This is a genomic window from Planotetraspora kaengkrachanensis, from assembly GCF_016862895.1.
In the GTDB taxonomy this organism is placed as follows: domain Bacteria; phylum Actinomycetota; class Actinomycetes; order Streptosporangiales; family Streptosporangiaceae; genus Planotetraspora; species Planotetraspora kaengkrachanensis.
In genome coordinates, this window is record NZ_BONV01000044.1 from 44,827 (window position 1) to 70,279 (window position 25,453).

The 25,453-nt window shown below is 72.4% G+C and carries 21 protein-coding genes; 8 read left to right on the forward strand and 13 right to left on the reverse strand.

All coding sequences use genetic code 11. The features are described from left to right. Positions 1-5: 5 nt before the first annotated feature. From Pka01_RS34460 to Pka01_RS34495, 8 genes are all read right to left on the reverse strand, one after another. On the reverse strand, positions 6-971 hold the full coding sequence (locus Pka01_RS34460; RefSeq protein ID WP_203887217.1) for a sugar ABC transporter substrate-binding protein: 966 nt from the start codon (positions 969-971) through the stop codon (positions 6-8). 122 nt (positions 972-1,093) lie between these two features. Further along, the gene (locus Pka01_RS34465; RefSeq protein WP_203887164.1) at positions 1,094-1,990 is read right to left on the reverse strand and encodes a TIM barrel protein; all 897 of its coding nucleotides are present in this window, start codon (positions 1,988-1,990) and stop codon (positions 1,094-1,096) included. Further along, on the reverse strand, positions 1,987-3,933 hold the full coding sequence (iolD, locus tag Pka01_RS34470) for a 3D-(3,5/4)-trihydroxycyclohexane-1,2-dione acylhydrolase (decyclizing) (protein ID WP_203887165.1): 1,947 nt from the start codon (positions 3,931-3,933) through the stop codon (positions 1,987-1,989). Before iolD ends, Pka01_RS34465 begins: the two co-directional genes overlap by 4 nt. Beyond that, entirely contained in the window at positions 3,930-4,853 is a 924-nt protein-coding gene (gene iolB / locus Pka01_RS34475; protein WP_203887166.1) for a 5-deoxy-glucuronate isomerase, read from the reverse strand. Before iolB ends, iolD begins: the two co-directional genes overlap by 4 nt. Then, a complete protein-coding gene (locus tag Pka01_RS34480) occupies positions 4,850-5,749 on the reverse strand; it encodes a Cgl0159 family (beta/alpha)8-fold protein (RefSeq protein WP_203887167.1) in 900 nt (299 codons plus the stop codon). The genes iolB and Pka01_RS34480 overlap by 4 nt, the downstream gene beginning before the upstream one ends. Further along, complete coding sequence (iolC, locus tag Pka01_RS34485; protein ID WP_203887168.1) at positions 5,746-6,711, reverse strand: 5-dehydro-2-deoxygluconokinase; 966 nt, start codon at positions 6,709-6,711, stop codon at positions 5,746-5,748. The genes Pka01_RS34480 and iolC overlap by 4 nt, the downstream gene beginning before the upstream one ends. A gap of 3 nt (positions 6,712-6,714) precedes the next feature. Then, positions 6,715-7,665 (reverse strand): sugar phosphate isomerase/epimerase family protein, encoded by a 951-nt coding sequence (locus tag Pka01_RS34490; protein ID WP_203887169.1) that lies wholly within the window; start codon positions 7,663-7,665, stop codon positions 6,715-6,717. Between the two features lie 4 nt (positions 7,666-7,669). Then, the gene (locus tag Pka01_RS34495; RefSeq protein WP_203887170.1) at positions 7,670-8,674 is read right to left on the reverse strand and encodes a Gfo/Idh/MocA family protein; all 1,005 of its coding nucleotides are present in this window, start codon (positions 8,672-8,674) and stop codon (positions 7,670-7,672) included. 170 nt (positions 8,675-8,844) lie between these two features. On the opposite strand from Pka01_RS34495, the gene Pka01_RS34500 reads away from it, so the two are divergent. Both Pka01_RS34500 and Pka01_RS34505 read left to right on the forward strand, forming a co-directional pair. Beyond that, complete coding sequence (locus Pka01_RS34500; protein ID WP_275414527.1) at positions 8,845-9,582, forward strand: GntR family transcriptional regulator; 738 nt, start codon at positions 8,845-8,847, stop codon at positions 9,580-9,582. 128 nt (positions 9,583-9,710) lie between these two features. After that, positions 9,711-12,914 carry an FtsX-like permease family protein gene (locus Pka01_RS34505; protein WP_203887171.1) on the forward strand — a complete coding sequence of 1,068 codons (3,204 nt, stop codon included), beginning with the start codon at positions 9,711-9,713 and terminating at the stop codon, positions 12,912-12,914. Between the two features lie 68 nt (positions 12,915-12,982). On the opposite strand, the gene Pka01_RS34510 is transcribed toward Pka01_RS34505, so the two are convergent. Further along, positions 12,983-13,633 (reverse strand): hypothetical protein, encoded by a 651-nt coding sequence (locus tag Pka01_RS34510; protein ID WP_203887172.1) that lies wholly within the window; start codon positions 13,631-13,633, stop codon positions 12,983-12,985. 61 nt (positions 13,634-13,694) lie between these two features. Between Pka01_RS34510 and Pka01_RS34515 the strand changes: the two genes are divergently transcribed. Further along, positions 13,695-15,554, forward strand: coding sequence for a hypothetical protein (locus tag Pka01_RS34515; RefSeq protein WP_203887173.1), 1,860 nt, complete (start codon positions 13,695-13,697; stop codon positions 15,552-15,554). A gap of 80 nt (positions 15,555-15,634) precedes the next feature. Next, positions 15,635-16,468, forward strand: coding sequence for a helix-turn-helix domain-containing protein (locus Pka01_RS34520; RefSeq protein ID WP_203887174.1), 834 nt, complete (start codon positions 15,635-15,637; stop codon positions 16,466-16,468). Positions 16,469-16,504: 36 nt separating this feature from the next. Here the strand turns inward: Pka01_RS34520 and Pka01_RS34525 are convergent, their stop codons facing one another. After that, on the reverse strand, positions 16,505-16,963 hold the full coding sequence (locus Pka01_RS34525) for a nuclear transport factor 2 family protein (RefSeq protein WP_203887175.1): 459 nt from the start codon (positions 16,961-16,963) through the stop codon (positions 16,505-16,507). 115 nt (positions 16,964-17,078) lie between these two features. Here Pka01_RS34525 and Pka01_RS34530 point away from each other — a divergent pair, with 115 nt between their 5' ends. After that, positions 17,079-17,660 carry a TetR/AcrR family transcriptional regulator gene (locus Pka01_RS34530; protein WP_239115831.1) on the forward strand — a complete coding sequence of 194 codons (582 nt, stop codon included), beginning with the start codon at positions 17,079-17,081 and terminating at the stop codon, positions 17,658-17,660. Between the two features lie 115 nt (positions 17,661-17,775). Here the strand turns inward: Pka01_RS34530 and Pka01_RS34535 are convergent, their stop codons facing one another. Continuing rightward, a complete protein-coding gene (locus Pka01_RS34535; RefSeq protein WP_203887177.1) occupies positions 17,776-19,224 on the reverse strand; it encodes an MFS transporter in 1,449 nt (482 codons plus the stop codon). Positions 19,225-19,427: 203 nt separating this feature from the next. On the opposite strand from Pka01_RS34535, the gene Pka01_RS34540 reads away from it, so the two are divergent. Continuing rightward, complete coding sequence (locus Pka01_RS34540) at positions 19,428-20,021, forward strand: TetR/AcrR family transcriptional regulator (protein WP_203887178.1); 594 nt, start codon at positions 19,428-19,430, stop codon at positions 20,019-20,021. Between the two features lie 184 nt (positions 20,022-20,205). On the opposite strand, the gene Pka01_RS34545 is transcribed toward Pka01_RS34540, so the two are convergent. After that, the gene (locus tag Pka01_RS34545; RefSeq protein ID WP_203887179.1) at positions 20,206-20,655 is read right to left on the reverse strand and encodes a group II truncated hemoglobin; all 450 of its coding nucleotides are present in this window, start codon (positions 20,653-20,655) and stop codon (positions 20,206-20,208) included. Between the two features lie 157 nt (positions 20,656-20,812). On the opposite strand from Pka01_RS34545, the gene dxr reads away from it, so the two are divergent. After that, positions 20,813-22,021, forward strand: a complete 1,209-nt coding sequence (gene dxr, locus Pka01_RS34550; protein ID WP_203887180.1) for a 1-deoxy-D-xylulose-5-phosphate reductoisomerase — start codon at positions 20,813-20,815, stop codon at positions 22,019-22,021. Between the two features lie 131 nt (positions 22,022-22,152). Here the strand turns inward: dxr and exaC are convergent, their stop codons facing one another. Further along, positions 22,153-23,676, reverse strand: coding sequence for an acetaldehyde dehydrogenase ExaC (gene exaC / locus Pka01_RS34555; RefSeq protein ID WP_203887181.1), 1,524 nt, complete (start codon positions 23,674-23,676; stop codon positions 22,153-22,155). Positions 23,677-23,894: 218 nt separating this feature from the next. Between exaC and Pka01_RS34560 the strand changes: the two genes are divergently transcribed. After that, positions 23,895-25,397, forward strand: a complete 1,503-nt coding sequence (locus Pka01_RS34560) for a helix-turn-helix domain-containing protein (protein ID WP_203887182.1) — start codon at positions 23,895-23,897, stop codon at positions 25,395-25,397. Positions 25,398-25,453 lie beyond the last annotated feature (56 nt).

Genomic DNA, 25,453 nt, shown 5'->3' on the forward strand with positions numbered 1-25,453 from the left:
TCAGATCACCTCGTGCCGTTGGCGGCGAACTTCTCGACGTTGGCGACGTTGGTCTTGTCGATGAACGCGGGGCCGGTCAGGGTCGCCTGGCCGCCGCCGATGGTGTTGCCGTTGACCTTGTAGAGCCACAGGCTGTCGACCGCGAGGTAGCCCTGGAGGTAGGGCTGCTGGTCGACGGCCCACTCGACCTCGCCGTTCTTGATGGCGGTGACGAGGTCCTTGTTGGTGTCGAAGGTGACGACCTTGGCCGAGCTGCTGGCGTCCTTGACCGACTTGACGGCGGTCAGGGCGAACGGGGCGCCGAGGGTGAGCACGCGGTCGATGGCCGGGTCCTGCTGGAGCTTGGAGGTGATGGCCGCCTGGACGCTCGGCATGTCGGTGCCCGTGACGTAGATCTTCTCGGTGTCCGGGAACGTGGCCTTGGCGCCGTCGCACCGGGCCTCGAGGCCGACGTGGCCCTGCTCCTGGATGACGCAGAGCGCCTTCTTGGCGCCGTCCGTCTTGAGCCGCTCGCCGGCGGCCTCGCCGGCGATCTTCTCGTCCTGGCCGAAGTAACCCTGGACGCCCATGGCCTTCCAGTCCTCGATGCCACCGTTGAGCGCGACGACGGGGATGCCGCCCTGGACGGCCTTCTCGACGTTGGCCTTCATCGCGTCGGGCTTGGCGAGGGTGACCGCGATGCCGTCGACCTTCTTGTCGATCGCGGACTGGACGAGGTTGGCCTGGTTCGCGCCGTCCGGGTCCGACTGGAACTGCAGGTCGACGTTGTCCTTCTTGGCGGCGGCCTCGGCACCCTTGCGGACCAGGTCCCAGAAGGTGTCGCCCGGGGGGGCGTGGGTGATGAGGGCGATCGTCATCCGGGGGGTGTCGGCGACCCCCGCCTGGGCGGCGCCACTCGCCTGGGCGGGCTGCTTGCCTCCGCTGGAACTGCACGCGGCCAGGACGAGCGCCGCTAACGTGCCGGTCACCATTACGGAGATACGCGATGTACGGATCACCTTGGTTCTGCCTTTCGTCGTCCGCCACCACGGTGGGGCGGAACTGCGGAACTAGTGGAACTGTTTCGTGGTGATGTGCCTCGTGTCGGAGCAGTTCAGCGAAGCGGGCCGCAGGACCGCAGGTAGGCCAGGGTCCGCTTCGCGATGGGCAGGGGCTGGTCGGCGGGGCACGGGTACATGTCCTGCTCGACGATGGCGAAGATCTCGGCGTCGAGTTCCGCCAGTGCTTCGAGGATGGGAGGCATCTCGGGCACGCCGAGGGGCGGCTCGCACATGGCTCCCATCCGTACGGCCTCGCCGAAGCCGATGCCCTTGTCATGGACATCGGCGACGACCCCGGGGTCCACCTGCTTGAGGTGGACGTAGCCGATCCGGTCGGGGTGGTCCCGGATCAGCTTCAAGCTGTCGCCGCCGCAGTAGGCGATGTGCCCGGTGTCCAGGCACAGGCTCACCAGGGCGGGATCCGTCTCGTGGAGGAACCGCTCGACGTTCTCGTGGGTGTCCACGTGGGTGTCGGCGTGCGGGTGGAACTGGATCCGCAGGCCGAACTCGTCCCTGATCCGGCGCGCGAGGTGGTTCATCCGCTCGGCGTAGGCCGGCCACTGCTCGTCGGTGAGCCGCGCGTCCTCGATCGCCTCCCCGGTCTGGGGGTCGCGCCAGAAGTCGGGGATGACCACGAGGTGCTCGGCGCCCATGGCGGCGGTCAGCGAGGCCGCCGCGGAGACGTCCTTCCACGTGCTGTCCCACGAGTCGGGACGGTGGAGGTGCTCGAAGATCGTGCCCGCGGTCATCGTCAGGCCCCGGCGGCCGAGTTCGTCGCGCAGCCGGGCGGGGTCGGTCGGCAGATAGCCGTACGGCCCCAGCTCGATGCGCGTGTAGCCGGCCGCGGCGACCTCGTCGAGGAACCGCTCCCAGGGGGTCTGCCGAGGGTCGTCGGCGTACCAGACGCCCCAGCTGTCCGGTGCGCTGCCGATTCTCGCGGGCCCGCTCATCGGTCGGCCCCGCCGGAGGGCGTCACGTGGGGCCGCTGCGCGGCCTTGTGCTCCGTGTACGCCTCGTAGGCCTGCCGCGTCGTGTCGAGCTCGCTCACCTGGCTGACCGGGACGTCCCACCAGGACTCGCTGTCCGGAGCGTGGACGGTGGGGTCGGTCTCGACGTGGATGACGACGGGCCCGCCGTCCGCGGGGGCGGCCTTGGCGTCCCGGATCGCCTCCTCGAGCTCCTTGCGGCTGCGTGCCTCGATCACGGTGGCGCCGAGGCTCCGCGCGTTGGCGGCGAGGTCGACCGGCAGTCTGGCCCCGTCCAGCCGGCCGGTGGCGTCGTCGCGGTAGCGGTACCGGGTGCCGAACCGCTGCGACCCGAGCGACTCCGACAGCGAGCCGATGGAGTGGAAGCCGTGGTTCTGCACCAGGACCACGATGATCTTGACTCGTTCCTGCACAGCGGTGACCAGCTCGGTCGGCATCATCAGGTAGGAGCCGTCGCCCACCAGGACGAAGACGTCCCGGTCCGGGTCCGCCAGCCGTACGCCGACGCCGCCGGGGATCTCGTAGCCCATGCAGGAGAAGCCGTACTCGACGTGGTAGGACTTGCGGTCCCGGACCCGCCACAGCTTGTGCAGGTCGCCCGGCATCGAGCCGGCCGCGCACACGACCACGTCCCGCGGGTCGGACAGCTCGTTGACGCAGCCGAGGACGGTGCCCTGGGTGAGCACGCCGTCGGCGAGCGCGTCGGTGACCTCCGCGGGCGGGTTGTGGGCCGCCACGACCCGGGCGTCCCAGTCACGCCACAGCTCGACCTGCCGGTCGCGGTACTCCTGGTCGACCGAGTATCCGTCGAGGGCCGCGGTGAGCGCGGTGAGCGCCTCCCGCGCGTCGGCCACGACCGACAGCCCGGCGAGCTTGCCGGCGTCGAAGCGGGCGATGTTGACGTTGACGAAGCGGACGTCCGGGTTCTGGAAGGCGGTGCGCGAGGCGGTGGTGAAGTCGCTGTACCGGGTTCCGACGCCGATCACGACGTCGGCCTCCCGGGCAAGGGCGTTGGCGGCGGTGGTGCCCGTCGAGCCGACTGCGCCCATCGCCTGCGGATGCTCGTGCGGCAGCGAGCCCTTGCCCGCCTGGCTCTCGCCGACCGGGATCCCGGTCGCCTCGCAGAACGCGCGCAGCGCGTCCTCCGCTCCGGAGTAGTGCACGCCGCCGCCGGCCACCACGATCGGGTGCCGCGCCGACCGGATGATCGCGGCCGCGTCCTCGACGTCGACGGCCTCGGGAAGGGGCCGGGCCACCCGCCAGACCCGCTCGGCGAACAGCTCCACCGGCCAGTCGAAGGCTTCGGCCTGCACGTCCTGGGGCAGCGCGACGGTCACCGCGCCGGTCTCCACCGGGTCGGTGAGCACCCGCATGGCGCCGAGCAGCGCCGAGGGCAGCTGCTCGGGCCGGTTGACCCGGTCGAAGAAGCGCGACAGCGGGCGGAAGGCGTCGTTGACGGTGACGTCCGCGGCGTACGTCGCCTCGAGCTCCTGCAGCACAGGTCCGGCCACGCGGGTCGCGAACGTGCCCGAGGGCAGCAGGAGGACGGGGAGCCGGTTGACGGTGGCCAGCGCGGCGCCGGTGAGCATGTTGGTGGAGCCGGGGCCGACGGACGCGGTGCACGCCCACGTCTGCAGGCGGTCCTTCTGCCGTGCGTACGCCACCGCCGTGTGGACCATCGCCTGCTCGTTGCGGGCCAGCACGTACGGCAGGTGCCCCTCGCCGCCGGCGAGCTCGTTCTGCAGCAGCGCCTGGCCGATCCCGGCGACGTTGCCGTGACCGAAGATCCCGAGGCATCCGGCGAACAGCTTCTGTCGCCGTCCGTCGCGCTCGCTCCACTGGTTGGCGAGGAACCGGACGACGGCCTGGCCCACGGTCAGGCGCACCGTCTCTGCGGTCGCGGTCATCGCAATCCTCCGATCGGAAGCCTGGGGTCGACGTCCTGCTGGGCCCACGAGTCCCGCACCCATCCGTGCGCGGGGTCGTCGCAGATCAGCCAGGCCCGGGTCGCGCCCGGGCCGGCCATCACGTTGAGGTAGTAGAGGTCGTAGCCAGGAGGCGCCATCGCCGGGCCGTGCCATCCGTGCGGCACGAGGACGACGTCGCCGGAGCGGACTTCGGCGAGCACGTCGATGGGCCGCGCGTCCGTGCCGTAGACCCGCTGGTAGCCGACGGGGTCGGCGCCCTGGGCCGGGCCGCCGGCCGCGGTCCCGACCTCGAAGTAGTAGATCTCCTCGAGCTCGGTCTCGACGCCCTCGCGCTCCTCGTCGTGCTTGTGCGGCGGGTAGGAGCTCCAGTTGCCTGCCGGGGTGACGACCTCGCAGGCGATGATCGAGTCGGCGTCCAGCACCTGCGGGACGCCGAAGTTGCGCACCTCCCGTGAGGCCGTCCCGGCTCCCCTGAGCTCGACGGGGACGTCGGAGACGGCCATGTGCCGGAACGGCGGCGGCGTCTCCCGCTTGGCGGCCCTCGCGCCGCACAGCGCGACCCTCACGCGGTCCGCGCCGGGGTTGCGCAGGGTGAGGCGCGCCCCGCGCGGGACGTAGGCCACGTCGGTAGGACCGGCGAAGACGCCGTCCCGCCCGGTGAGCCGCGCCTCGTGACGCTCGCCCGCCTGGTCGACCGCCTCGACGTCCATGCCTCCCCGCAGCGGGACGACGAGGATCTCCTCGCCGCCGGTTTCCGACGTCAGCGCGCCGCCCGGCTCGAGCGTGGCGACGCGCAGGCTCGTGTGCGTCCACCCGGCGACGCCGTCGTCGATCGAGACCTCGAACTCGCCCGCGGCGGCCGTGCCGAACGGGCGCACCCAGCGTTCGTTGTCGTTCATGACCGGGTCCCGTGCACGAGACCCGCGGCGATGTCGACCGCCGCGGCCACGTCGCCGTCCGGGGGGAACAGCAGCGCCCGCCCCACGACCAGACCGCGCACGGCGGGCAGGTCGAGGGCGCGGCCCCACGCGGCGTACGTCTCGTCGGGGTGCCCGCTCGGGTCCCCGCCGAGGAGGAGGGTCGGCAGCGTGGTCGCGTCCATGACCCGCTCGAGCTCGTCGACCACCGGCAGCTTCAGCCAGGTGTGCCTGCTGGTCGCGCCGAGGCCCGCCGCGATGTGGATCGAGGTGATGGTCGAGTCGGGGTCGAGCAGGTTCCGCACGCGCCCGTCCTGCCGGACGGACAGGAACGGCTCGACCATCGCCATCACGCCCTGCTCGGCCAGTTGGGTGACCGCGCGGGCGCTCGCCTCGAGCGTCGCGACCGTGCCGGGGTCGCCGTAGCAGATCCGGGTCAGCATCTTGCCGCCGTCGAGGCCGCTGGCCGCGATCTCCCCGGCGGTGTAGGCGGTGAACCGGTCGTCGAACTCGAAGGCCGATCCCTGCAGCCCGCCCCGGTTCATCGACCCGATGGCGACCTTGCCCTCCAGCGCGCCCATCAGCAGCAGGTCGTCGAGCACGTCCGGCGTACCGAGCACGCCGTCCACGCCCGGGCGGGCCAGCGCGGTGGAGAGGCGCTCGAGCAGGTTGCTGCGCGAGGCCATCGCCCCGCGGTCGTCGCGGACGCCGAGGGCGCCGCGCGCCGGATGGTCGGCGGCCACGATGAGCAGCCGGCCGTCCTCGCCCACGAGTTCACGCCGGCTTCTGGCGGCCCACCCCTGGGCGATCCGCCCGGGTTCGCGCACCCGGATCTCGGTCAAATCGGCGATGCCCGCACGGCTCGACGTGGTGGTCATCGTCCCCCCTCCTGTCCCTGGCCGGCGAGGACGGCCTCGACCTCGGCCTCGTACGGCATCGCGCTTGAGCACTCGAGCTTCGAGGCGACGATGGCGCCGGCCACGTTGGCGAACTGCAGGATGCGACGCAGGTCCCACCCGCCCAGCAGCCCGTGGACGAGCGCGCCGCCGAAGGCGTCCCCGGCGCCGAGGCCGTTGACGACCGTGACGGGGAAGGGGGGGACCTCCACGCGCTCGTCTGCGGTGGCGGCGAGGACCCCCTTGGGGCCCTGCTTGACGATCGCGAGTTCGACCCCGCGTTCCAGCAGGGCGTCCGCCGCGCGCTGCGGCTCGCTCTCGCCGACGGCGACCTCGCATTCCTCGCGGTTGCCCACCGCCACGGTCACGTTGTCCAGCGCCCGGGCGACCTGGGCGGAGGCCTCGGCGCGGTCCGGCCAGAACATCGGCCGGTAGTCGAGGTCGAGGACGGTGTGCGACCGCCGTCCGCGAGCCTCCCAGGCGGCGAAGTGCGCGGCGCGCGACGGCTCCTGCGACAGGCCGGTCACGGTGGCCCAGTAGACCGAGGCGTCACGGATCGCGTCGAGCGGGAGCTCAGCCGCCTCGATCATCAGGTCGGGGGCGGTGGGATAACGGTAGAAGTACAGCGGGAAGTCGTCCGGGGGGAAGATCTCGCAGAAGGTCACCGGAGTCGGCGGCCCTTCGACCTCCGTGACGAACGAGTCGTCGACGCCGAAGTCACGCAGCGCCCGGTGCACGTACCGGCCGAAGGGGTCCCGGCCGGTACGCGTGATGATCGCGGACCGGCGTCCGTACCGGGCCGCGGCCACGGACACGTTGGTCGCGCTGCCGCCGAGGAACTTCCCGAAGCGTTCGACGTCCTCGAGGCCGACGCCGGAGTCGAGGGGGTAGATGTCCACCCCGACCCGGCCCATGGCCACGAGATCGTATGCCGCTGGGGCCATCGGTCATTCCTCCGCTGCGGTCCGGTCGCCGGCCACGGAGAGCAGGTGCGCGATGCTCGCCCGCACGTCAGCCACCGGATCCGGTCCCTCGCCCCCGCCGGCCGGAGCGCCCGCGAGGATGGTGTCCTGCTCGAGGACGTACCACCCTGCATACCCACTGCCTTCGAGCGCGGAGACGATCGCCCGGATGTCGACGTCGCCCTCGCCGAGCGGGACGTACATGCCGCCGGCCACGGCGTCGGTGTAGGTCACCTCGCCGGACTGCACGCGCTTGGCCCAGTCGACCCGGACGTCCTTCAGGTGCGTGTGGACGATCCGCTCGGGGTTGCGCTGGGCGATGGCGACGGGGTCGCCGCCGCCGATGAGCAGGTGCCCGGTGTCGAGGCACAGGCCGACGCGGCTGCCGGCGAGCACCCGCTCGGTCTCCTCGCCGCTCTCGATCATCGTGCCGACGTGCGGGTGCAGGGTGGCCACGAGCCCGTGGGCGGCGGCGGCGTCGGTGATGCGGTCGAGGTTGCCCAGCAGGGTCGCCCAGCCCGCGTCGTCCAGGACCGGGCGGTCGTCGTAGCCGTCCTGGCCGGTGGCGGCGGCGATGACGACGGTGGAGGCCTGGGCGGCGACCAGCCCCTCCATCGCGCGCTCGACCTCGGGGAGGGGGTCGTGGCCCGGGTCGTGCAGGATGACCGGCACGAACTGCCCGACCGCCTTCAGCCCGTACCCGGCCAGGGTCTCCGCCTTGGCCTGCGGCTCGTCGGGCAGGAAGCCGTCGGGGCCGAACTCGGTGGCGCTCAGGCCGAGTTCGCGCATCTGGCGCAGCACGGTGTCAGGCTCGAGCTGGTACCCCCATCCGGGGACCTCGCAGACGCCCCAGGAGATGGGCGCTCCGGCGACGCGGTCGGCCACAGGACGGCGGTCGCCCGACGAAGGGGTGCTCGCGGTGCTCACAGTGGTCATGTCCTCAGATCCCCTTGATCTCGGAAAGGGCGACGGGCCTGCGCTCCGCGCGGGAGCGCTCGCACGCCTCGGCGATGCGGAAGGCCTCGAGCGCGTCGCGCACGGTGCACGGCGACGTGCGCTCACCCCGTGCTACCTCCGCGAAGGCCGTGAGCTCGGCCTGGTACGCCGGGAGGAAGCGCTCCATGAACGACCACTTCTGGGGACCCCTCGGGAAGTCGACGCCCTCCTCGGCGGAGCGCATCGCCAGCGAGTGGTCCAGCCCGACGGCGATCGTGCCCTTCTCGCCGTGTACCTCCATGCGGACGTCATGACCGGCGCCGTTGTAGCGGGTCGAGGAGACCAGGACGATCGTGCCGTCGTCGAGCGTCAGCAGCGCCCCGGCGGTGTCGACGTCGCCGGCCGCGGCGAAGAAGTCGGCGCCCTTGTTGGCTCCCGTCGCGTAGGCGGAGACCACCTCACGCCCGGACACGAACCTGAGGATGTCGAAGTCGTGCACGTTGCAGTCGCGGAAGATGCCGCCGGAGGTCGGGATGTAGGACGCGTGCGGCGGAGCCTGGTCGTGGGTGTTGGCCCGGATGGTATGGACGAATCCGAGCTCTCCGGACTCGACCGCCGCCCGCGCCCGCCGGTACCCGGCGTCGAACCGCCGCTGGAAGCCCACGTGCACCGGCACGCCGGTGGAGGCGACCAGTTCGGCCAGGCCGATGGTCTCGTCGAGGGTGGACGCCACCGGCTTCTCGCAGAAGGTGGGCACGCCCGCGGCGATGCCCTGACGCAGGAGCGGCGCGTGGGCGGGGGTCGCCGTGGTGATCACGAAGCCGTCGACTCCCGACGCCAGCAGCGTCTCGGTGTCCGGCGCGACCTGCGCCCCGAGCTCGTCGGCGACGGTCTTGGCCGCCCCGAGGTCGGCGTCCGTCACGACGAGCTCGTCGACGAAGTCGAGAGCCGCCAAGGTCTTGGCATGGAAGGCGCCTATCCGTCCGACGCCCGCTAGCCCGATGCGCATCGTGATCCCCGTTTCGATCTGTTCGTCCTGTCGCCGGCCGCCGTGGCACGAGGCCCGGTTCTGCAGCCGACGATGGGGGGTAGCGTGCCTGGAAACCAAATGTCACGTCAAGACTTTGTACTGACATATTCTCGTAACGTCGTTCTCACACACCGGGGTACACTCGCCGCGTGGCAATACAAGTGGGCGTCTCGATCGACCGCTCTTCCCCCGTGCCCCTCTACCACCAGCTCGCGGAGCAGCTCAGCACCGCGATCGCGAGCGGCACGCTGCAGCCAGGCGATCCCTTCGAGAACGAGATCGCCCTCGCCGAGCGCCTGAACCTGTCCCGGCCGACGGTACGCCGGGCCATCCAGGAGCTGGTCAACCAGGGACTGCTGCTGCGCCGGCGCGGGCTCGGCACCACGGTCGCCAACCGCAAGGTGCACAGGCGCGCCGAGCTCACCAGCCTCTACGACGATCTCAAGCGTGACGGCGGCAGGCCCGCCACCACCGTCCTCAGGCACGAAATCGTGCGGGACGAGCGCGTCGCCACAGCGCTCGACCTGCCCGCCGACGCCGAACTGCTCGCGATCGTCCGGCTGCGGCTGTCCGACGAGCGCCCCCTGGCCATCCTCCACAACTGGCTGCCGCCGGTGTTCAACGACATCGCCCGCGAGGACCTCGAGGGGGCGGGCCTGTACGCCGTGATGCGGGACCGCGGCGTGCGCCCGGTCGTCGCGCACCAGACGATCGGGGCGCGCACGCCGACCGCCGCCGAGCGGCGCCACCTCGGGCTGAAGCCCTCGGAGCCCGTCCTCACGATGACGCGCGTCGCCTTCGACGCGGTGGGCAACGCGGTGGAGTACGGCGACCACTGCTACCGGGCGCAGGACTACAGCATCGAGGTCATGGTCGACGAACGATGAGGCCGCCGCCGGTCCGCTCCCGTGACCGGCCGTCGGCGGCGTTTTCGCGTCCGATTTGATACCTGCCCAGGCGGACAGGCCGGACTATTCTTCAAGGGCTTCAGCCGAAGATCTCCCTTGGAGCTGGCATGGCACTGGGCGCGCGACGGGTGCCCCTGCTGCTGCGCCGGGCCTCCAGCGAGCCGCTGCTGCTCCTCACCGCTTTCGGCTCCGTCCTGCTGGCCACCACCACGCTCGTCGCGCTCATCACGTACGCCGCGGTCGTGACGCAGGCAGGCGTCGGGCAGGCGATGGCGGTGGCCCCGCTGTCCACGACCTCCGCGCGGGTGAGCACCCTGATCAGCGCAGGCGACCTCCAGAAGGTCGACGCCGCCGTCCGGTCACGCGCCCGTGCCGCCTACGGCGACATGCCGTTCACCGTGACCCGGTCCATCAGGTCGGACTCGTACGCGCTGCCGGGTCAGGAACGGCGCGAGCAGCCCGACCTGACCAGGTTCGCGACCTACGAGGGGATCGAGGAGCGCAGCCGCCTGGCCGCAGGCTCCTGGCCGCGGGAGGGGGGAGAGCTGGAGGTCGCGCTCTCCACATCATCTGCTCAGAACCTGGACCTGGCCGTCGGCGACGCCTTCACGGTCGTGGGTCGGCTCAGCCACCAGCCGGTGCACGCCCGCGTGGCCGGCGTGTTCGACCTGCTCGACCCGTACGACGACCGCTGGCAGGGCGACGAACTGCTGCGCCGCGGTGTCGAGTCGGGCAACTACACCACCTACGGGCCGCTCGTGGTCGCGCCCGGCGACTTCCAGCGGAACTTCGCGACCAACGTGTCCGCCTCCTGGCTCGCCGTACCGGACCTCCGGGACCTGCCGCGAGAGCGGCTGCCGGCGGTCGCGGTCTCCGTCGCCGGGCTCGGGGACGATCTGCGGCGCGACTGCGGGACGTGCGCCACGTTCACCCGGCTGCCGGACGTGCTGAAGCAGCTCGACCAGGCCGCGCTGGTCGCGCGGTCGACGATGCTCGTGCCCGTCCTCCAGTTGTTGCTGCTCGCCGCTTACGCGCTGACGCTCACCGCACGGCTGCTCGCGGACCACCGCCGGATGGAGGTGGCGCTGCTGCGCTCAAGGGGAGCGGGCGCCGTCCGGCTCGGCCTGCTCGCCGGCGGGGAGGCGCTGCTGGTGGCGCTTCCCGCGATGGCGATCGCGCCGCTGATCGCGCCGTGGCTCCTCGCCGCGCTGGACGCCGTCCCGTGGATCCAGGCCACGGGTGTACGGCTGGCGCCCGTCCCCGACGCGGGGTCGTTCGCCGTCTCGGCCGCGGTGGCGCTCGCCTGCGCGGCCCTGCTGGTGCTGCCCGCGCTGCGCGGCGCGCGCCGCACCTACGTCGAGGAGCGGTCGGCGCTCGGACGGGCGGACAGGCGCGGCCTCGTCCAGCGCGCGGGAGCCGACCTCGCCCTGCTCGCGACGGCCGCGCTGGCCGTCTGGCAACTCGGGCTCTACGGCGGCCCCGTCACCTCGACCGCCTCGGGCGGCCTGGGCATCGATCCGCTGATAGTGGCGGGGCCCGCCCTGACGTTGCTCTGCGGCGGCCTGCTGGGACTGCGCCTGATCCCCGTGGCGTCCTCGATCGCCGAGCGGATCACGGCCCGGCGGCGCGGCCTCGCGCCCGCGCTCGGTTCGTCGCAGGTCAGCCGCCGCCCGCTCCGATACGCGGGCCCCGCGCTCCTGCTCACGATGGCGATCGCGATCGGCGTCGTCTCGCTCGCCACCTCCGCGACCTGGCGCCGCTCTCAGGAGGACCAGGCCCGCCACCAGGCGGGAGCCGACCTGCGCGTGGCGGCGTCCGCCGATTCGCCCGAGCTCGGCGGGCTCGGCCGGAGCACGGTCTACACGGCGCTGCCGGGCGTGGCCGCGGCCACGCCCGTCCAGCGGGAGACCGTGGACTTCGCCGGGATGAAGGCCACCCTCCTCGCCATGGACGCGGACCGGCTCGAACAGGTGATGGCCTGGCGCGCCGACCTCGTGTCCGCCCCGGTGCCGCGGCTCGGACGCGATCTCGCCGCCGCGCGCCCGGAGGTGGCGCCGATACCCCTCCCGGGCGAGCCGCGCACGCTGTCCCTCCGCGTACGGCTCGGCCTCACACCCTCCGACGCCGTGCACGGGGAGATCCGCCTGCGCCTGGTCGTCGTGGACGCCCTCGGCACAGTCCAGGAGACGGCCGCCGTCCCTGTCGGCGGAGGCGGCCAGGTGGCGCGCTTCGACCTCCGGGCGCTCGCCGGGACGTCCGGCCGGCCGTCCTATCCGCTCGCCGTGCAGGCCCTGCTGCTCGACCTGCCCGACCCGGGCGGCCTGCTGACCGTGACGCCCGCGCTGGAGGGGCTGCGGACCGACTCCGGCGCCGCCGTGCCGCTGCCGGGCGACCTGACGGCCTGGACGGGTGTGGGCGGGCAGCCTGCCGCGCCGGGCGGCTTCACCGTCCAGGTCGGCGTCGCGTCCGGGCAGGGGGCGGCAGGGCCGTTCCGGATGGCGGTCACGCCGAGCGGGCCGCCCGGTCCCGCGCTGCCCGTGGTGGTCACCGCGGACCTCGCCGCCAAGGCCGGGCTGCGGGTGGGCGTGACCGACTCCGTCAGCATGGGCGGGGCCACGAGGCTCGTGACGCCGGTCGCCGTCGCCTCCGCGCTGCCGGGCACCGGCCCCGGCGAGCCTGCCCTGCTGACCGACCTCCGTACGCTGGCCTACCAGGATCTGACCGAAGGACGCCCGCCCCGCCCCGTCGCCGAGTGGTGGCTGAGCACGCGCGGAGGGGACACCGCCGCGGCCGTGGCCGAGCTGGCCCGCCACCCCGAGTGGAACCAGACCGTGGTGGATCGGGAGGCGCTGGTCCGGCGGTTGCGTGACGACCCGCTGGCGAGTGGGCTGCAGGGCGCGCTGGTGCTCGGATTCCTGTCGGCCGCGGCCTTCGCCCTGCTCGGCTTCCTGGTCAACGCCGCCGTTGTGGCGCGGGAGCGCGGAGGTGAGTTCGCCCTGCTGCGCGTGATCGGCGTCAGCCGCCGACAGGTGTTCGGCCTGCTCGCGGTGGAGCAGTCGTTCGTCGTCGTCCTGTCGCTGGCCGTGGGCGTCGGGATCGCGGCGGTCATGGCCGTGCTGGTGGTTCCGCACATCGTGCTCACCGGGCAGGCGGCCGCCGTCACGCCGTCGGTGGTGCTCGACATCCCCTGGCTCCCCGTGGTCGCGTTGCCCGCCGCCGTCGCCGCGGCCCTGCTGTGCATCGTGGCCGCGCTGGCCCGCCGGCTGTCCGGGCAGGGGGCGGGCCGCGCCGTCAGGATCGGGGAGGACTGATGCCCTTCACCCTGCTGCGGGCGCACCGCGGAGCGGCGCTGGCGCTCGCCCTGCTCGCGTTCAGCGCGTCACTGCTGCTGGCGGGGTTGCCCCGCGTCTTCGAGAGGTCCTACGACGACGCCCTGCGCCGCGTCCTCGACGACAGCACCGCGGACGTGGTCGACCTGACCGTGGCACTGCAACCGAACCCCATGGGCGAGCTGTTCACCAGCCCGCCGCGGTTCGCCGCCACGGACGCCCAATGGCGGCGCGCCCTGCCGCCCGCCCTCCGGAAGGTCGTCCGGGCAGGGGGGACGGGACACTACGGGGCCTCGACGTACGGCACGCCGGTGGCCGGCCGGGTGGGGGAGCCCAACCAGGCGAACCAGTTCGTCGACCTGGCCTGGCTTCCGGACGCGGACCGCCGCGTGCGTTACGTCGAGGGGGCGCCGCCCGGGCCGCCGGGGCGCGTCCGGGTCGGCGACCAGGACCTCGACCGGGTCGACGTCGCGCTCGTGCGCGAGGCGGCGGACAAGCTGGACCTGCACGTCGGCTCGACGCTGCTGCTCGGGGCGGGCGGCGGGCTGGCCGCCCGCGTCACCGGGTTCTACGAGCTCACCGATCCCGCGGACGGGTTCTGGGAGCACAACCGGGGCGTCCCGCAGGTGAGCCTGCGACGCAGCGGCGACGTCGACCAGCAGTGGATCACCGGGCTGACCGACGCCGGCAGCCTGCCCCACATGGGCAGCGACCTCGGCGTGCGTTACTCCTGGGTGCTCGGCCTCGGAACGGTACTCCTGGGTGCTCGGCCTCGGAACGGTGACCGCGCGCGACGCGCCGGACGTGGCCGGCGCCCTCGCCGTCTACACCAGGATGGTCGGCGGGCGGGGTGCGGGGTCGGCCCAGTACACGTTGGAGACCGGCCTCCCACGGCTGCTCACCGGCTTCCTGTCGAGGCTGGCGACCGCGCAGACGCTGATGTTCCTGATCCTCGGCGGCCTCGGGCTGGTCGCGGTCGGCGTGATCGTGCTCGCCTCCCGGTTGCTCACCGAGCGGATGCACGCGGCGCTGACGTTGATGCGCGCCAGAGGCGGCGGGCCGGTCTGGATCGTCCGCACCGGCGCCGCCGTCGCCGCCCTCGCGGCGCTGCCGGCCGTCCTGCTCGGGTACGGCCTGGCGTTCCTGGTGCCCGGGCCGGCCACCGCGCCCGCGCTCATCGGTCCCGTCATCCCGGCCCTGGCCGCGCTCACCCACCCCGTCGTACGGCTCGCGCGGTCGTCCCGCGAGCCGGTGCGCGACCGGCGGGAGGACGTCGACGCGCGGCGACCCTCACCGCGCAGGACCGTCACGGAGGTGACGGTCGTCGGGCTGGCCTTGGCCGGGGCCCACCTGTTGCGGACGAGGGGCCTCACCGGCGGCGCAGGGGAGGCCGGCGACCCGTTCCTGATGGCCGTGCCCGCGGCGGCGACGCTCGCGGCCGCGTTGGTCGTGTTCAGGGGCTATCCGTACCCGCTACGCCTGGCCGGACGTCTGGCGAGACATCGTGCCGTGCCCTTCCTGGCCCTCGCCCAGGCGGCCAGGGCGAGCGGGGCGGCCCCGCTGGCCGTGCTGATCCTGCTGCCCGCGCTGGCCGTGTCCGTCTTCGGCGCGGTGGTCTCCCAGGCGATCGGCGACACGCAGCGGACGGCCGCCTATCGGCAGGTCGGGGCCTCAGCCAGGATCGAACGCGACGCAGACATCGCGCCGGAGACCATCGACCGGGTGCGCGGGCTGCCGGGGGTCGACGAGGTGCTGCCGGTGGCCAGGGGCCTCGCACAGCTCAGCGTGGCCGGCCGCAGAGTGCGCGTCGTCGCCCTGGACCTCACGGCCTACCGGCGGATGGCGTCGGGCACCCCGCTCGCCGTGCCCGCGCCGGCCCCTCCCGCGTCCGGCGGGGTGCCTGCGCTGGTCTCGCCGGCGCTCAGCGGGCTGCCGACGTTCGACCTCGGCTGGCCCGCGCAGATGACGGTGGTCAACCGGGGCACGATCACGGGGCTTCCCGGGCTGGCCGAGGCGGGCGACGAGCTGATCGTGCTGCCGTACGACGCGGCGAAGCGGTCGGGGACGGCGCCCTTCGCCAACACGCTGCTGGTGATGGGAGACGTCGACCGGGCGAGCCTGCTCCGCGCGGTCGACGATCCGCAGGTCCTCGTGGTGACCGCGGCCGACGCCCTGCGCAGGATCTCCGACAGCCCGCTGACGGGCACGATCGTGCTGACCTTCGCCGTCGTCACGGTCCTGCTCGCGGGCTACGCGCTCGTGGCGGTGGTCATCGCGCTGATGATCGGCGCCGTGGACCGGGCCCGCATGCTCGCGTACCTGAGGACCGCCGGGCTGTCCCGCCGGCAGGGACGCGGCCTGACCGTGCTGGAGATCGCCCCGCTGGTCGTGCTCGCCTCCCTCGGGGGTCTCGCGCTCGGGCTCACCCTTCCGCTCACGCTCGGCCCCGCAATCGATCTGTCGGCCTACGCGGGCCTGCCGGTCGCCGGGTTCCCGATCAGCGTCGGGGTCCCGGCGCTGCTGGCCGCGGGGGTGAGCGCGGTCGCCGTCCTCGGCGCCCTGGCGTACGCGATGGCGGGGCGGGCGGTGACCGGGGCCCTCCAGGCCGGGCAGACGCCCTGACGGTGGCCTTGGGTGGGTGTCGCACTGCTGGGTACAGCACGACCTAGCTGTGCCGACGCCGGCTTGCGTTAATTGTGGACATGGCAGGTGGAGGTCCCCTCGGTGACTTCCTGCGCGCCCGGCGCCAGGTCACGGCCGCCGATCGTGTGGGACCGGACGACGTCGCCCCCCGGCGGCGCAAGCCCGGGCTTCGCCATGACGAAGTCGCCCGGCTCGCCGGTGTCAGCACCGACTACTACATGAGGCTCGAGCAGGGAAGTGAACGTGACCCCTCGGATCAGGTGCTCGGCGCACTCGCACGCGTTCTCCAGCTCGACCTCGCGGCCACCCGGCACCTGTACGAGCTGGCGCACAGGAGGGCGGGCCCGATGGGCAGGGTGATCGGCAGCCGGGGCGAGCCGGTGGGCCCCCAGGTGCTGCGCTTCATCGAACGCCAGGACGACGTCGCGGCACTGGTGGTGAATCGCCATTGGGACGTGCTGGCGCAGAACGCGCTGGGCGCCGCCCTCTATGAGGGCCTGGAGTACAGGGACAACCTGATCCGGATGACCTTCCTCAACCCGGAGTCCCGGCGGTTCTACCGGGACTGGGAGCAGGAGGCGTCGTTCAAGGTGGCGCATCTGCGGGCCGCCGTGGGGACGAACCGCGGCGATCCGACCCTGTACGAGATGGTCGAGCAGCTCTCGCTCGGGAGCGACGACTTCCGGCGGCTGTGGGCCCGCCACGACGTGCAGGACAGGACCCACGGGACCATCCGCATCCACCGCGACGACGTCGGCGACCTGGTCCTCACCTTCGAGATCTTCGCCGTCTGCAGCGCCTCCGGGCAGCTTCTCATCGTCCTGCAGTCCGAGCCGGGCAGCCCGTCCGAGCGGGCCCTGGCCAGGCTGGGCGGCCTCGCCGCCACCACGTGACGATGACGACGTCGTGCGCCGCAAGGGGCGCCGACGTCACCGGATCGGGAACGGCTTCCCGCGCTCGTCGTCCGGGCGCGGGCCGAGGATGCGCCTTTCGTGCTCCTCGATCCGGACGTCGTTGATGCTGGCCTCCCGGCGGGCCATGAGGCCGTCGCCGTCGAACTCCCAGAGTTCGTTTCCGTAGCTGCGCCAGAACCGCCCGTCGGCGTCGTGGCATTCGTACTGGAAGCGCACGGCGATGCGGTTGCCGTCGAAGGCCCACAGTTCCTTGCGCAGCGCGTAGTCGAGCTCGCGCTCCCACTTCTGGGTGAGGAACTCGACGATGGCCTCGCGCCCGGTGATGAAGGTGTCGCGGTTACGCCAGACCGAGTCCGGCGTGTAGGCGAGCGCGACCCGCTGGGGGTCGCGCGTGTTCCACGCGTCCTCTGCGGCCTGGACCTTCTGCAGCGCGCTCTCGTGGTCGAAAGGCGGAAGTGGCGGGCGCTGACCCATGACGTCTCTCCTTGTCTGCCGCTCGCGGGATGACGCGCCCGTCCGGAGAACGAGCGTTCTCCCTTACCCTAGAGAACGTTGGTTCTCTGCGTCAACGGAGGGACGAGGTGATCGCGTGGACCAGGGGGCGGCGCGCGACCAGGTGCTCGACGCGGCCGAGGAGCTGTTCTACGGCCGGGGCATCCAGGCCGTCGGGATGGACGACATCCGCAGCCTGTCGGGAGTCTCGCTCAAGCGCCTCTACCAGTTGTTCGCCACGAAGGACCGGCTCGTCGAGGCCTACCTCGAGCGCCGTGACCTCAGCTGGCGGCGGCGTCTGGCCGAACACGTGGAGACCTGCGCCGACCCCGAGGGACGGATCATCGCGGTCTTCGACTGGCTCGAACGGTGGTTCGCCGAGCCCGGCTTCCGCGGCTGCGCGTGGATCAACTCCTTCGGCGAACTGGGGGCCACGTCGGCGACCGTGGCGACCCAGGCCCGGCTGCACAAGCTCGCGTTCAGGAGATACCTGGAGGGCCTCACGGCCGACGCGGGTCTTTCCCGGGAGCTGGCCGGCCAGCTGCTCCTGCTCGCCGAGGGGGCCATGGTCACCGCCGGGATCCTCGGCGTCACCGGGACGGCGGCGCAGGCCAGGGCGGCGGCCCGCCTGCTGCTCGAATCCGCGGCCCGGGCGCGTCCCACGTCGCCCGCCGAGTGAGCCGAGCCGCGCGGAGAACCTCGCCCGGAGAGGCGGAAAGAGACCCGGAGAGACGGAAAGAGAGCTGCCCCGGCGCATGGTCCGCTCCCAGGGGGCCGTGCGCCGGGGCCCGCCGTCAGCCCTTCCCGCCGCCGACGGACGCCGGCGCGGCGGCCGGGGTCTCGCGCACGGTGGCCGCGGACGCCCGGCGCCCGCGTGCGGACGGAATGAACAGCGCCACGACCACGGCGGCGGCCGAGGTGAGCGCGAGGACCGAGAAGCTGTGCGTGAAGCCCGACTCGTACGGCAGCCCACTCGGCTGGAGATGACCCGTGACGATGGAGCTCACCACCGCGGTGCCGATCGAGCCGCCGATCGTGCGGATGTTGGCGTTCATGCCGCTGGCGGCGCCGGTCTGGTTCGCCGGCACGCTCTGCACGATCAGGCTGGTCATCGAGGCGTACGCCAGCCCGAGGCCGAGCCCGAAGACGCCGCCGGCGACGGCGAGCTGCCACGGCTGGTCGTGGTAGGCGGCGAACGCGGCGCACGAGAGCATGCTGCCCGCCGACCCCAGCACGAGCTGGGCCTTGGCGCTGACGCGGTGGGAGATCGGGCCGCTGACCGATCCGCCGACGGCCATCGTCACGAGCATGGGCAACATCAGGAGCCCGGCGCCGGTGATCGTGGAGCCGAGACCGTAGCCCGCCTCCCTCGGCGTCTGCATGAACTGCGGCAGGAACGCGTACACGGAGAACATGCCCGCGCCGAACAGCAGCGCCACGAGGTTGGTCGTCCACACGGCGGGCAGCCGCAACATCCGCATGTTGATCAGCGGGTTGCGCGACCTCGTCTCGACCGTGATCCACAGGGCGAACAGGACCACCGCGGCGGCGAACAACGCGATCACCCGGGCCGACCCCCAGCCCCAGGACGAGGCCTCGCTGAGCGGGATCAGCAGTGCCACCAGCCACCCGGACAGGAACACCGCGGCCAGCCAGTCGACGCGTCCCGGAGTCCGCACCGGTGACTCCGGCACGTACCGGTGCGCGAGGATAGCGGTCACCGTCACGATGATCATCGGAATCCAGAACAGCCACCGCCAGTCGAGCACTCCGACGATCGGTCCTGCCAGGACGATGCCCAGGCCGCCTCCGGCGGCGATGACGGCCGACAGGCCGCCGACCGCCGAAGGCACCCGCTCGGGCGGGAACTCGTCACGGATGATCCCGAAGGACACGGGGAACACCGCTCCGCCGAGCCCCTGGACGACCCGGCCGACGATCAGCACCCCGAGGTTCGGGGCGAGTGCGGCGATCAGGCATCCGACGGCGATCGCGCCGAGGGCGACGAGGAGCGTGCGCTCCTTGCCGATCATGTCGCCGATCCGCCCGAGCAGCGGGGTCGCGACCGACGCGGACAACAACCACGCCGTCAGCACCCAGGTCACCGATCCCGGGCTGGTGTGCAGATCGTGCTGGATGGTCGGCAGCACCGGGGTGACCAGCGACTGCATGATCGAGAAAGCGGCGGCGGCGGCGGACAGCACCATGAAGGTGCGCCGCGCCGACGAGGTGGCGCCTGCCATGAAGAGTCCTTGACTATGAATGACGCCTGGGCCGCGGTGGCATGCCGGTGAGGAGGCCGGTCGCCGGTGCCTCTCACGGCATCCGCGGACGACGACCCAGGCTGTTAAAGTGGAGGAGAACCTCCGCAATATCGGAGGCCTGCCTCCACAATAACGGAGGCACCCCTCCGCTGACAAACGGCAGCCCTACCTGGGAGTCATCTGTGACAGAGAGCACAATCACAGGCACCGGCTCCGCCGTCGCGGTGCGACGCCCGCACCGCGCCGACGCCCGGAGGAACTTCGACGCGCTGCTCGTCGCGGCGCGCGAGGCCTTCGCCCAGCACGGCACCGGGGCGTCGCTGGAGGACATCGCCCGCCGGGCGGGCGTCGGCATCGGCACCCTTTACCGGAACTTCCCGACGCGTCAGGACCTGTTCGACGCCGTGTACGTCGACGACGTGGAGGCGCTCTGCCGCGAGGCGGAGAAGGTCGCCGGCCTCCCGCCGTGGGAGGCGCTCGTCGCGTGGTTGCGACGCTTCGTCGGATATGTCGCCACGAAGGCCGCGATCTCCGAAGCGCTCAGCCGCGAATCCGCGATGTTCCGTTCCTGCAGGGAAGCCATGTACGGAGCGGGGGAGCCCCTGTTCGCGCGGGCGCAGGAGGCGGGGGAGGCCCGTGCGGACATCGGCTTCGACGACCTCCTCCGCCTGGTCAGCGGGATCACGGGCGCGTCCTTCGTCGACGACGAGCAACGTGAGCGGGTGCTCGGGATCGCCCTCGACGGTGTGCGCGCCCGGCCGGCCGGAACGGTCTGACCCCCCGTTCGGCAGTGGAGGGGTCCGAACCCGGAAGCACGACTGCGAGAGGGCGAACGTGGATCTTCGGGCGCATGCCGATGCCTGGCTGGCGGCGTGGAAGGCGCGCGATCTCGACGCGATCATGGCCTGTTACGCCGACGACGTCGAGTTCGCCGCCTCCACGGTGACCCGCCTGGCGGGTCTACGCGGACGGCGCGGGCCAGTCCCAGTGAGGGACCTCGCGGAGCGGGTGCAACTGGTCGTCGGTCTCGGCGTGGGAGTTCTGCATCGCCACCTGCGAGCCGAAGTCCACATGTGAGCGGAGCGCGTCCCGGAACGGTTCGTCGGCGGGCAGCCCCGCGCGGTCCGCGGCCGCCATGTACAGCTCGATGAACCGCTGCCGCTGGGCCTCGGTGATCCGCAGGCCGCGGTGCGCGTCGATGAGCCGGGAGAAGCCGCCCATCTCCCGGGAGAACGTGTCGGGCCCGCCGAAGGTCTCGGCGGTGAAGGCCGTCAGGTGCGCCACGTGTTCGGGCCGTCCCGCACCGAACAACGGCTGCAGCACCGGGTCGGACAGGACGCTGGAGTAGAAGATTTCGATGAACCGGTGGAGGCCGTCGTTTCCGCCGGCGTGTTCAAAGAGCGTCTCCATGATTACATCATTACCAGAATGATCCAGATCGGGCCAGGACTCTGAGCCGTTCAGCATGGACGGTCCCGGACGCTCGATGCAGGCGGGCGCCCCGGGCTCGCGGCGCCGCGGCGGACCGGCCTCGAGGAAGCCGGAGGGGCGCCGATAACATCCGATCATGACCTCCGCCCTCGGTGAGCAGCGCAGCCTCGTCCTTCTCGGATCGACCGGCTCGATCGGCACGCAGGCGATCGACGTCATCCTGCGCAACCCCGGGCGCTTCCGCGTCGAGGCGGTCGCGGCCGGGGGAGGGAATCCCGGCCTGCTCGCCCGGCAGGCGCTCGACCTGGACGTGCGCTACGTGGGCGTCGCCGCGGCCGACGGCGCGGGCGGACTCGAGACCGCACTGCGGGAGGAGGCGGCGCGGCGTGGTCGTGGCTCCGCCGGATCCTCCATGCCCGAGATCGTCTGCGGTCCCGACGCCGCGACGCGGCTCGCCTCGCTGCCCTGCGACGCGGTGCTCAACGGCATCACCGGCTCGGTCGGCCTCGCGCCCACCCTGGCCGCGCTGAAGGCGGGCACCAGGCTGATCCTCGCGAACAAGGAGTCGCTCATCGTCGGGGGAGAACTGGTCAGGAGGCTGGCCGCGCCCGGCCAGATCATTCCCGTCGACTCCGAGCACTCCGCCCTCTTCCAGTGCCTCCAGGGCGGCAGGCCGGGCGAGGTGCGGAAACTGGTCGTCACCGCCAGCGGCGGCCCCTTCCGCGGGCACACCCGCGCCGAGATGGCGGACGTCACCGCCGAGCAGGCGCTCGCCCACCCGGTCTGGAGCATGGGGCCGGTCATCACGGTCAACTGCGCGAACCTGGTCAACAAGGGCCTGGAGGTCATCGAGGCCCATCTCCTGTTCGACATCCCCTTCGACCGGATCGAGGTAGTGGTCCACCCGCAGGTGATGGTCCACTCGATGGTCGAGTTCCACGACGGCTCGACCCTGGCCCAGGTCGCTCCGCCGGACATCCGCATGGCGCTCGCCCTGGGGATGTCGTGGCCCGATCGGGTGGCGGACGCCGCGCCCGCCTGCGACTGGACCAAGGCGTCGTCCTGGGAGTTCCTCCCCGTCGACCACGAGGCCTTCCCCGGCCTCGGCCTGGCGTGCGCCGCCGGTGAGGCGGGGGGAACGACGCCCGCGGTCTTCAACGCCGCCAACGAGGAGTGCGTCGCGGCCTTCCTCGCCGGGCGCCTGCCGTTCCTCGGGATCATCGACACGGTCGGACGCGTGATGAGCGAACACGACCGGACCGGCGGCGAGATGAGCCTCGACGCCGTGCTGGCCGCCGAGTCGTGGGCCCGGGTGCGCGCGCGGGAGCTCACCGGCGCGGCGTGACGCCGCACGGCGTGCTCAGCCTGTGACGGCCTGCAGGAACCGCATGGTCGCCTGAGCGGTCTCGTACCGCCAGGAGGCCAGCGTGCGGTCGAACCCGGTGGCCGCCCCTCGGCCACCCCGCCCCTTTCACGTCAGAAGAAGCCCTGCGCGTTCTGGGCGTACGACACCAGGACGTTCTTGGTCTGCTGGTAGTGGTCGAGCATCATCGCGTGGTTCTCCCGCCCGATGCCGGACTGCTTGTACCCGCCGAAGGCGGCGTGCGCCGGATACACGTGGTAGCAGTTCGTCCACACGCGACCGGCCTGGATCTCCCGTCCGGCGCGGTAGGCGGTGTTCCCGTCCCGCGTCCACACGCCCGCGCCCAGGCCGTACGGCGAGTCGTTGGCGATCTTGATGGCGTCGGCGTAGTCGTCGAACTTCGTCACAGAGACGACGGGACCGAAGATCTCCTCCTGGAAGATCCGCATCTTGTTGTCGCCCTCGAACACGGTCGGCTGGACGTAGTAGCCCCCGGCCAGGTCGCCGCCGAGGTCCGCCCGCTCGCCTCCGGTGAGGACGCGGGCGCCCTCCGCCCTGCCGACGTCGATGTAGGAGAGGATCTTCTCCAGCTGGTCGCCGGACGCCTGGGCCCCGATCATCGTCTCGGTGTCCAGGGGGTGCCCCTGCCTGATCCGCTCCACCCGCGGGATCGCGTCTGCCAGGAACGCGGAGTAGATCGACGACTGGATCAGCGCCCGCGACGGGCAGGTGCACACCTCGCCCTGGTTCAGCGCGAACATCGCGAAGCCCTCCTGCGCCTTGTCGTAGAAGGCGTCCCGGGCCTGCGCGACGTCGCGGAAGAAGATGTTCGGGCTCTTGCCGCCGAGTTCCAGGGTGACCGGGATGAGGTTCTCGCTCGCGTACTGCATGATCAGCCGCCCGGTGGTGGTCTCGCCGGTGAACGCGACCTTGCGGACTCCGCGGTGCTGCGCCAGCGGCCTGCCCGCCTCCTCGCCGAACCCGTTGACCACGTTGACCACACCCGGCGGGATCAGGTCCGCGATCAGCTTCAGCACCACGTGGATGGAGGCCGGCGTCTGTTCCGCGGGCTTGAGCACCACGGTGTCGCCTGCCGCCAGCGCGGGGGCCAGCTTCCAGGCGGCCATCAGGATGGGGAAGTTCCACGGGATGATCTGCCCGACCACGCCCAGCGGCTCGTGGAAGTGATAGGCCACGGTGTCGCAGTCGAGCTGCGATATCGAGCCCTCCTGCGCCCGGATCGCGGCGGCGAAGTAGCGGAAGTGGTCGATGGCCAGCGGGATGTCGGCCACGAGCGTCTCCCGTACCGGCTTGCCGTTCTCCCAGGACTCGGCCACCGCGATGGCCTCCAGATGCTGCTGCATCCTGTCGGCGATCTTGTTGAGGACCTCGGCGCGCTCGGCCGGCGACGTGCGGCCCCAGGCCGCGGCCGCGCCGTCCGCGGCGCGCACCGCACTGTCGACGTCCTCGGCGGTGCCCCGTGCCATCACGGTGAACGTCCTGCCGGTGACCGGGGTCGGGTTCTCGAAGTACCGGCCCTTGACGGGCGGCACGTACTCGCCGCCGATGAAGTGATCGTAACAAGGCTGGAACGTCACGACGCTGCCGGCCTCGCCCGGTGCCATATACCGGACCATCCTCCTGACCTCCCCAAATGCTGACCTATTGTGAAATCGGGGATACGCCGAACGTAGGGACGTCGGCGTTGCAGCGTCGTTGCACGGGGGAGGCGCGCGCACGGCGCCGCTCGCACGCGCTCGCCGGCGCACGTCGTGCGGGGGCCGCGGGTGAAATCCCGGCCACCGTCGGCGACGGCCGCCCTGACGCGCCCCTCAGGGCTGCCGCGGAGTGCACCATGGACGTCGAAATCGCCGGTATCGCGGCCGCCCGCCTGTCAGCGGATCCCGTGGCCCAGTTCCACCTGCTGCAGCAGGTCCGCGAGGCCGTTCTCAGCGGCGAGAAGCCGCCCGCGCCGCCCCGCCAGATGATCTCCGAATCCTGGCGGCGCTCGCTGGCCGCGCCCGTGAACCCCGACCACGACCGCCCGCCGATCGTCTACGGATCGGCGGAGGTGGCCGACGTGCGCGCGGCCCATCCTCTGCACGCCGTGGTCGCGATGCTGCGCGAACTGCTCGTCGGCATCGCGGACGAGTCCCGGCACGTCATGATCGTCACCGATGCGGACGGCACGATCCTCTGGCGCGAGGGGGCGGCGGACGTCTGCCTGCGCGCGGACCCGGTCGGGCTGTTCGAGGGCGCGCGCTGGGCCGAGGCCGCCATCGGGACCAACGCCATGGGCACCGCGCTGGCCGTCGACGGCCCGGTGCAGATCTACTCCGCCGAGCATCTCGTGCGCGCCTACCACCCCTGGACCTGCGCGGCCGCGCCCGTCCACGACCCCGACACCGGCGCGCTCCTCGGCGCGATCGACGTCAGCGGGCCGCTCCACACGCTCCACCCGGCCGTGGTCTGCCTGGTCAACGCGGCCGCGCAACTCGCCGAGGACCGTCTCCACGACCTGATGGAGATCCGCGACGAGCGGCTTCGGGCAGCGAACATGCGGCACCTGGCCGGCCTGCGCGGAGAGCCCGGCGCACTGCTGACCCGGACCGGCCGGGTCGTCGCCGCCCAGCCGGACGGCCGATGGCCGGGCCGGATCTCCGTACCGCCCGGCGCGGACCGGGTCCTGCTCGACGACGGTTTCGAGGCGCTGGTCGAGCCGCTGCCGGAGGGCTATCTCGTCCGCGTCCCCGTCACGGGGCGGGCCGCGAAGCGCCGGCCCAAGCTCTCGTTGTCGTTCCTGGGCGATCGGCCCGTGGCCGTGCTGGACGGCCGCGAACTGCCGCTGACCCTGCGGCGAGCCGAACTGCTCGCCGTGCTCGCCCTGCATCCCACCGGCCTGACCGCCGAACAGCTCGCGCTGCACCTGTACGGCGACGCGGGCAATCCCACCACGGCACGCTCGGAGATCCACAGGCTCCGGGCGCAGGTCGGCGAGTCCGTCATCGATCCCGGGCACTACCGGCTGCGGGCGGACGTCGAGGCCGACTTCCTGGCCGTGCGCGCAGCGCTGCGGTCGGGCGACGTCCGGGCGGCGGTGGCGACCTGCCGCGGCCCGCTGCTCGCGCAGTCGGAGGCCCCGGCGATCCGGGCGGAGCGTTACCAACTGGTCGCGGCGCTGCGGACGGCGGCTCTCGACCACCACGACCTCGAGGCGCTGTGGGCGTTCGGCCAGAGCGAGCCGGGCTGCGACGACCTCGAGGTCTTCGAGCGGCTCGCCGGAGAGCTGCACCCCGGCGACCCGCGTCAGGCGGTCGCCGCGGCCAGGCTGGCCTGGCTCCTCGCCGAGGACGGCTGACCGGACGGCGATCGCCCGGCGGGATCGAGCGGTTCGCGACGCGACGCCCACGCGTC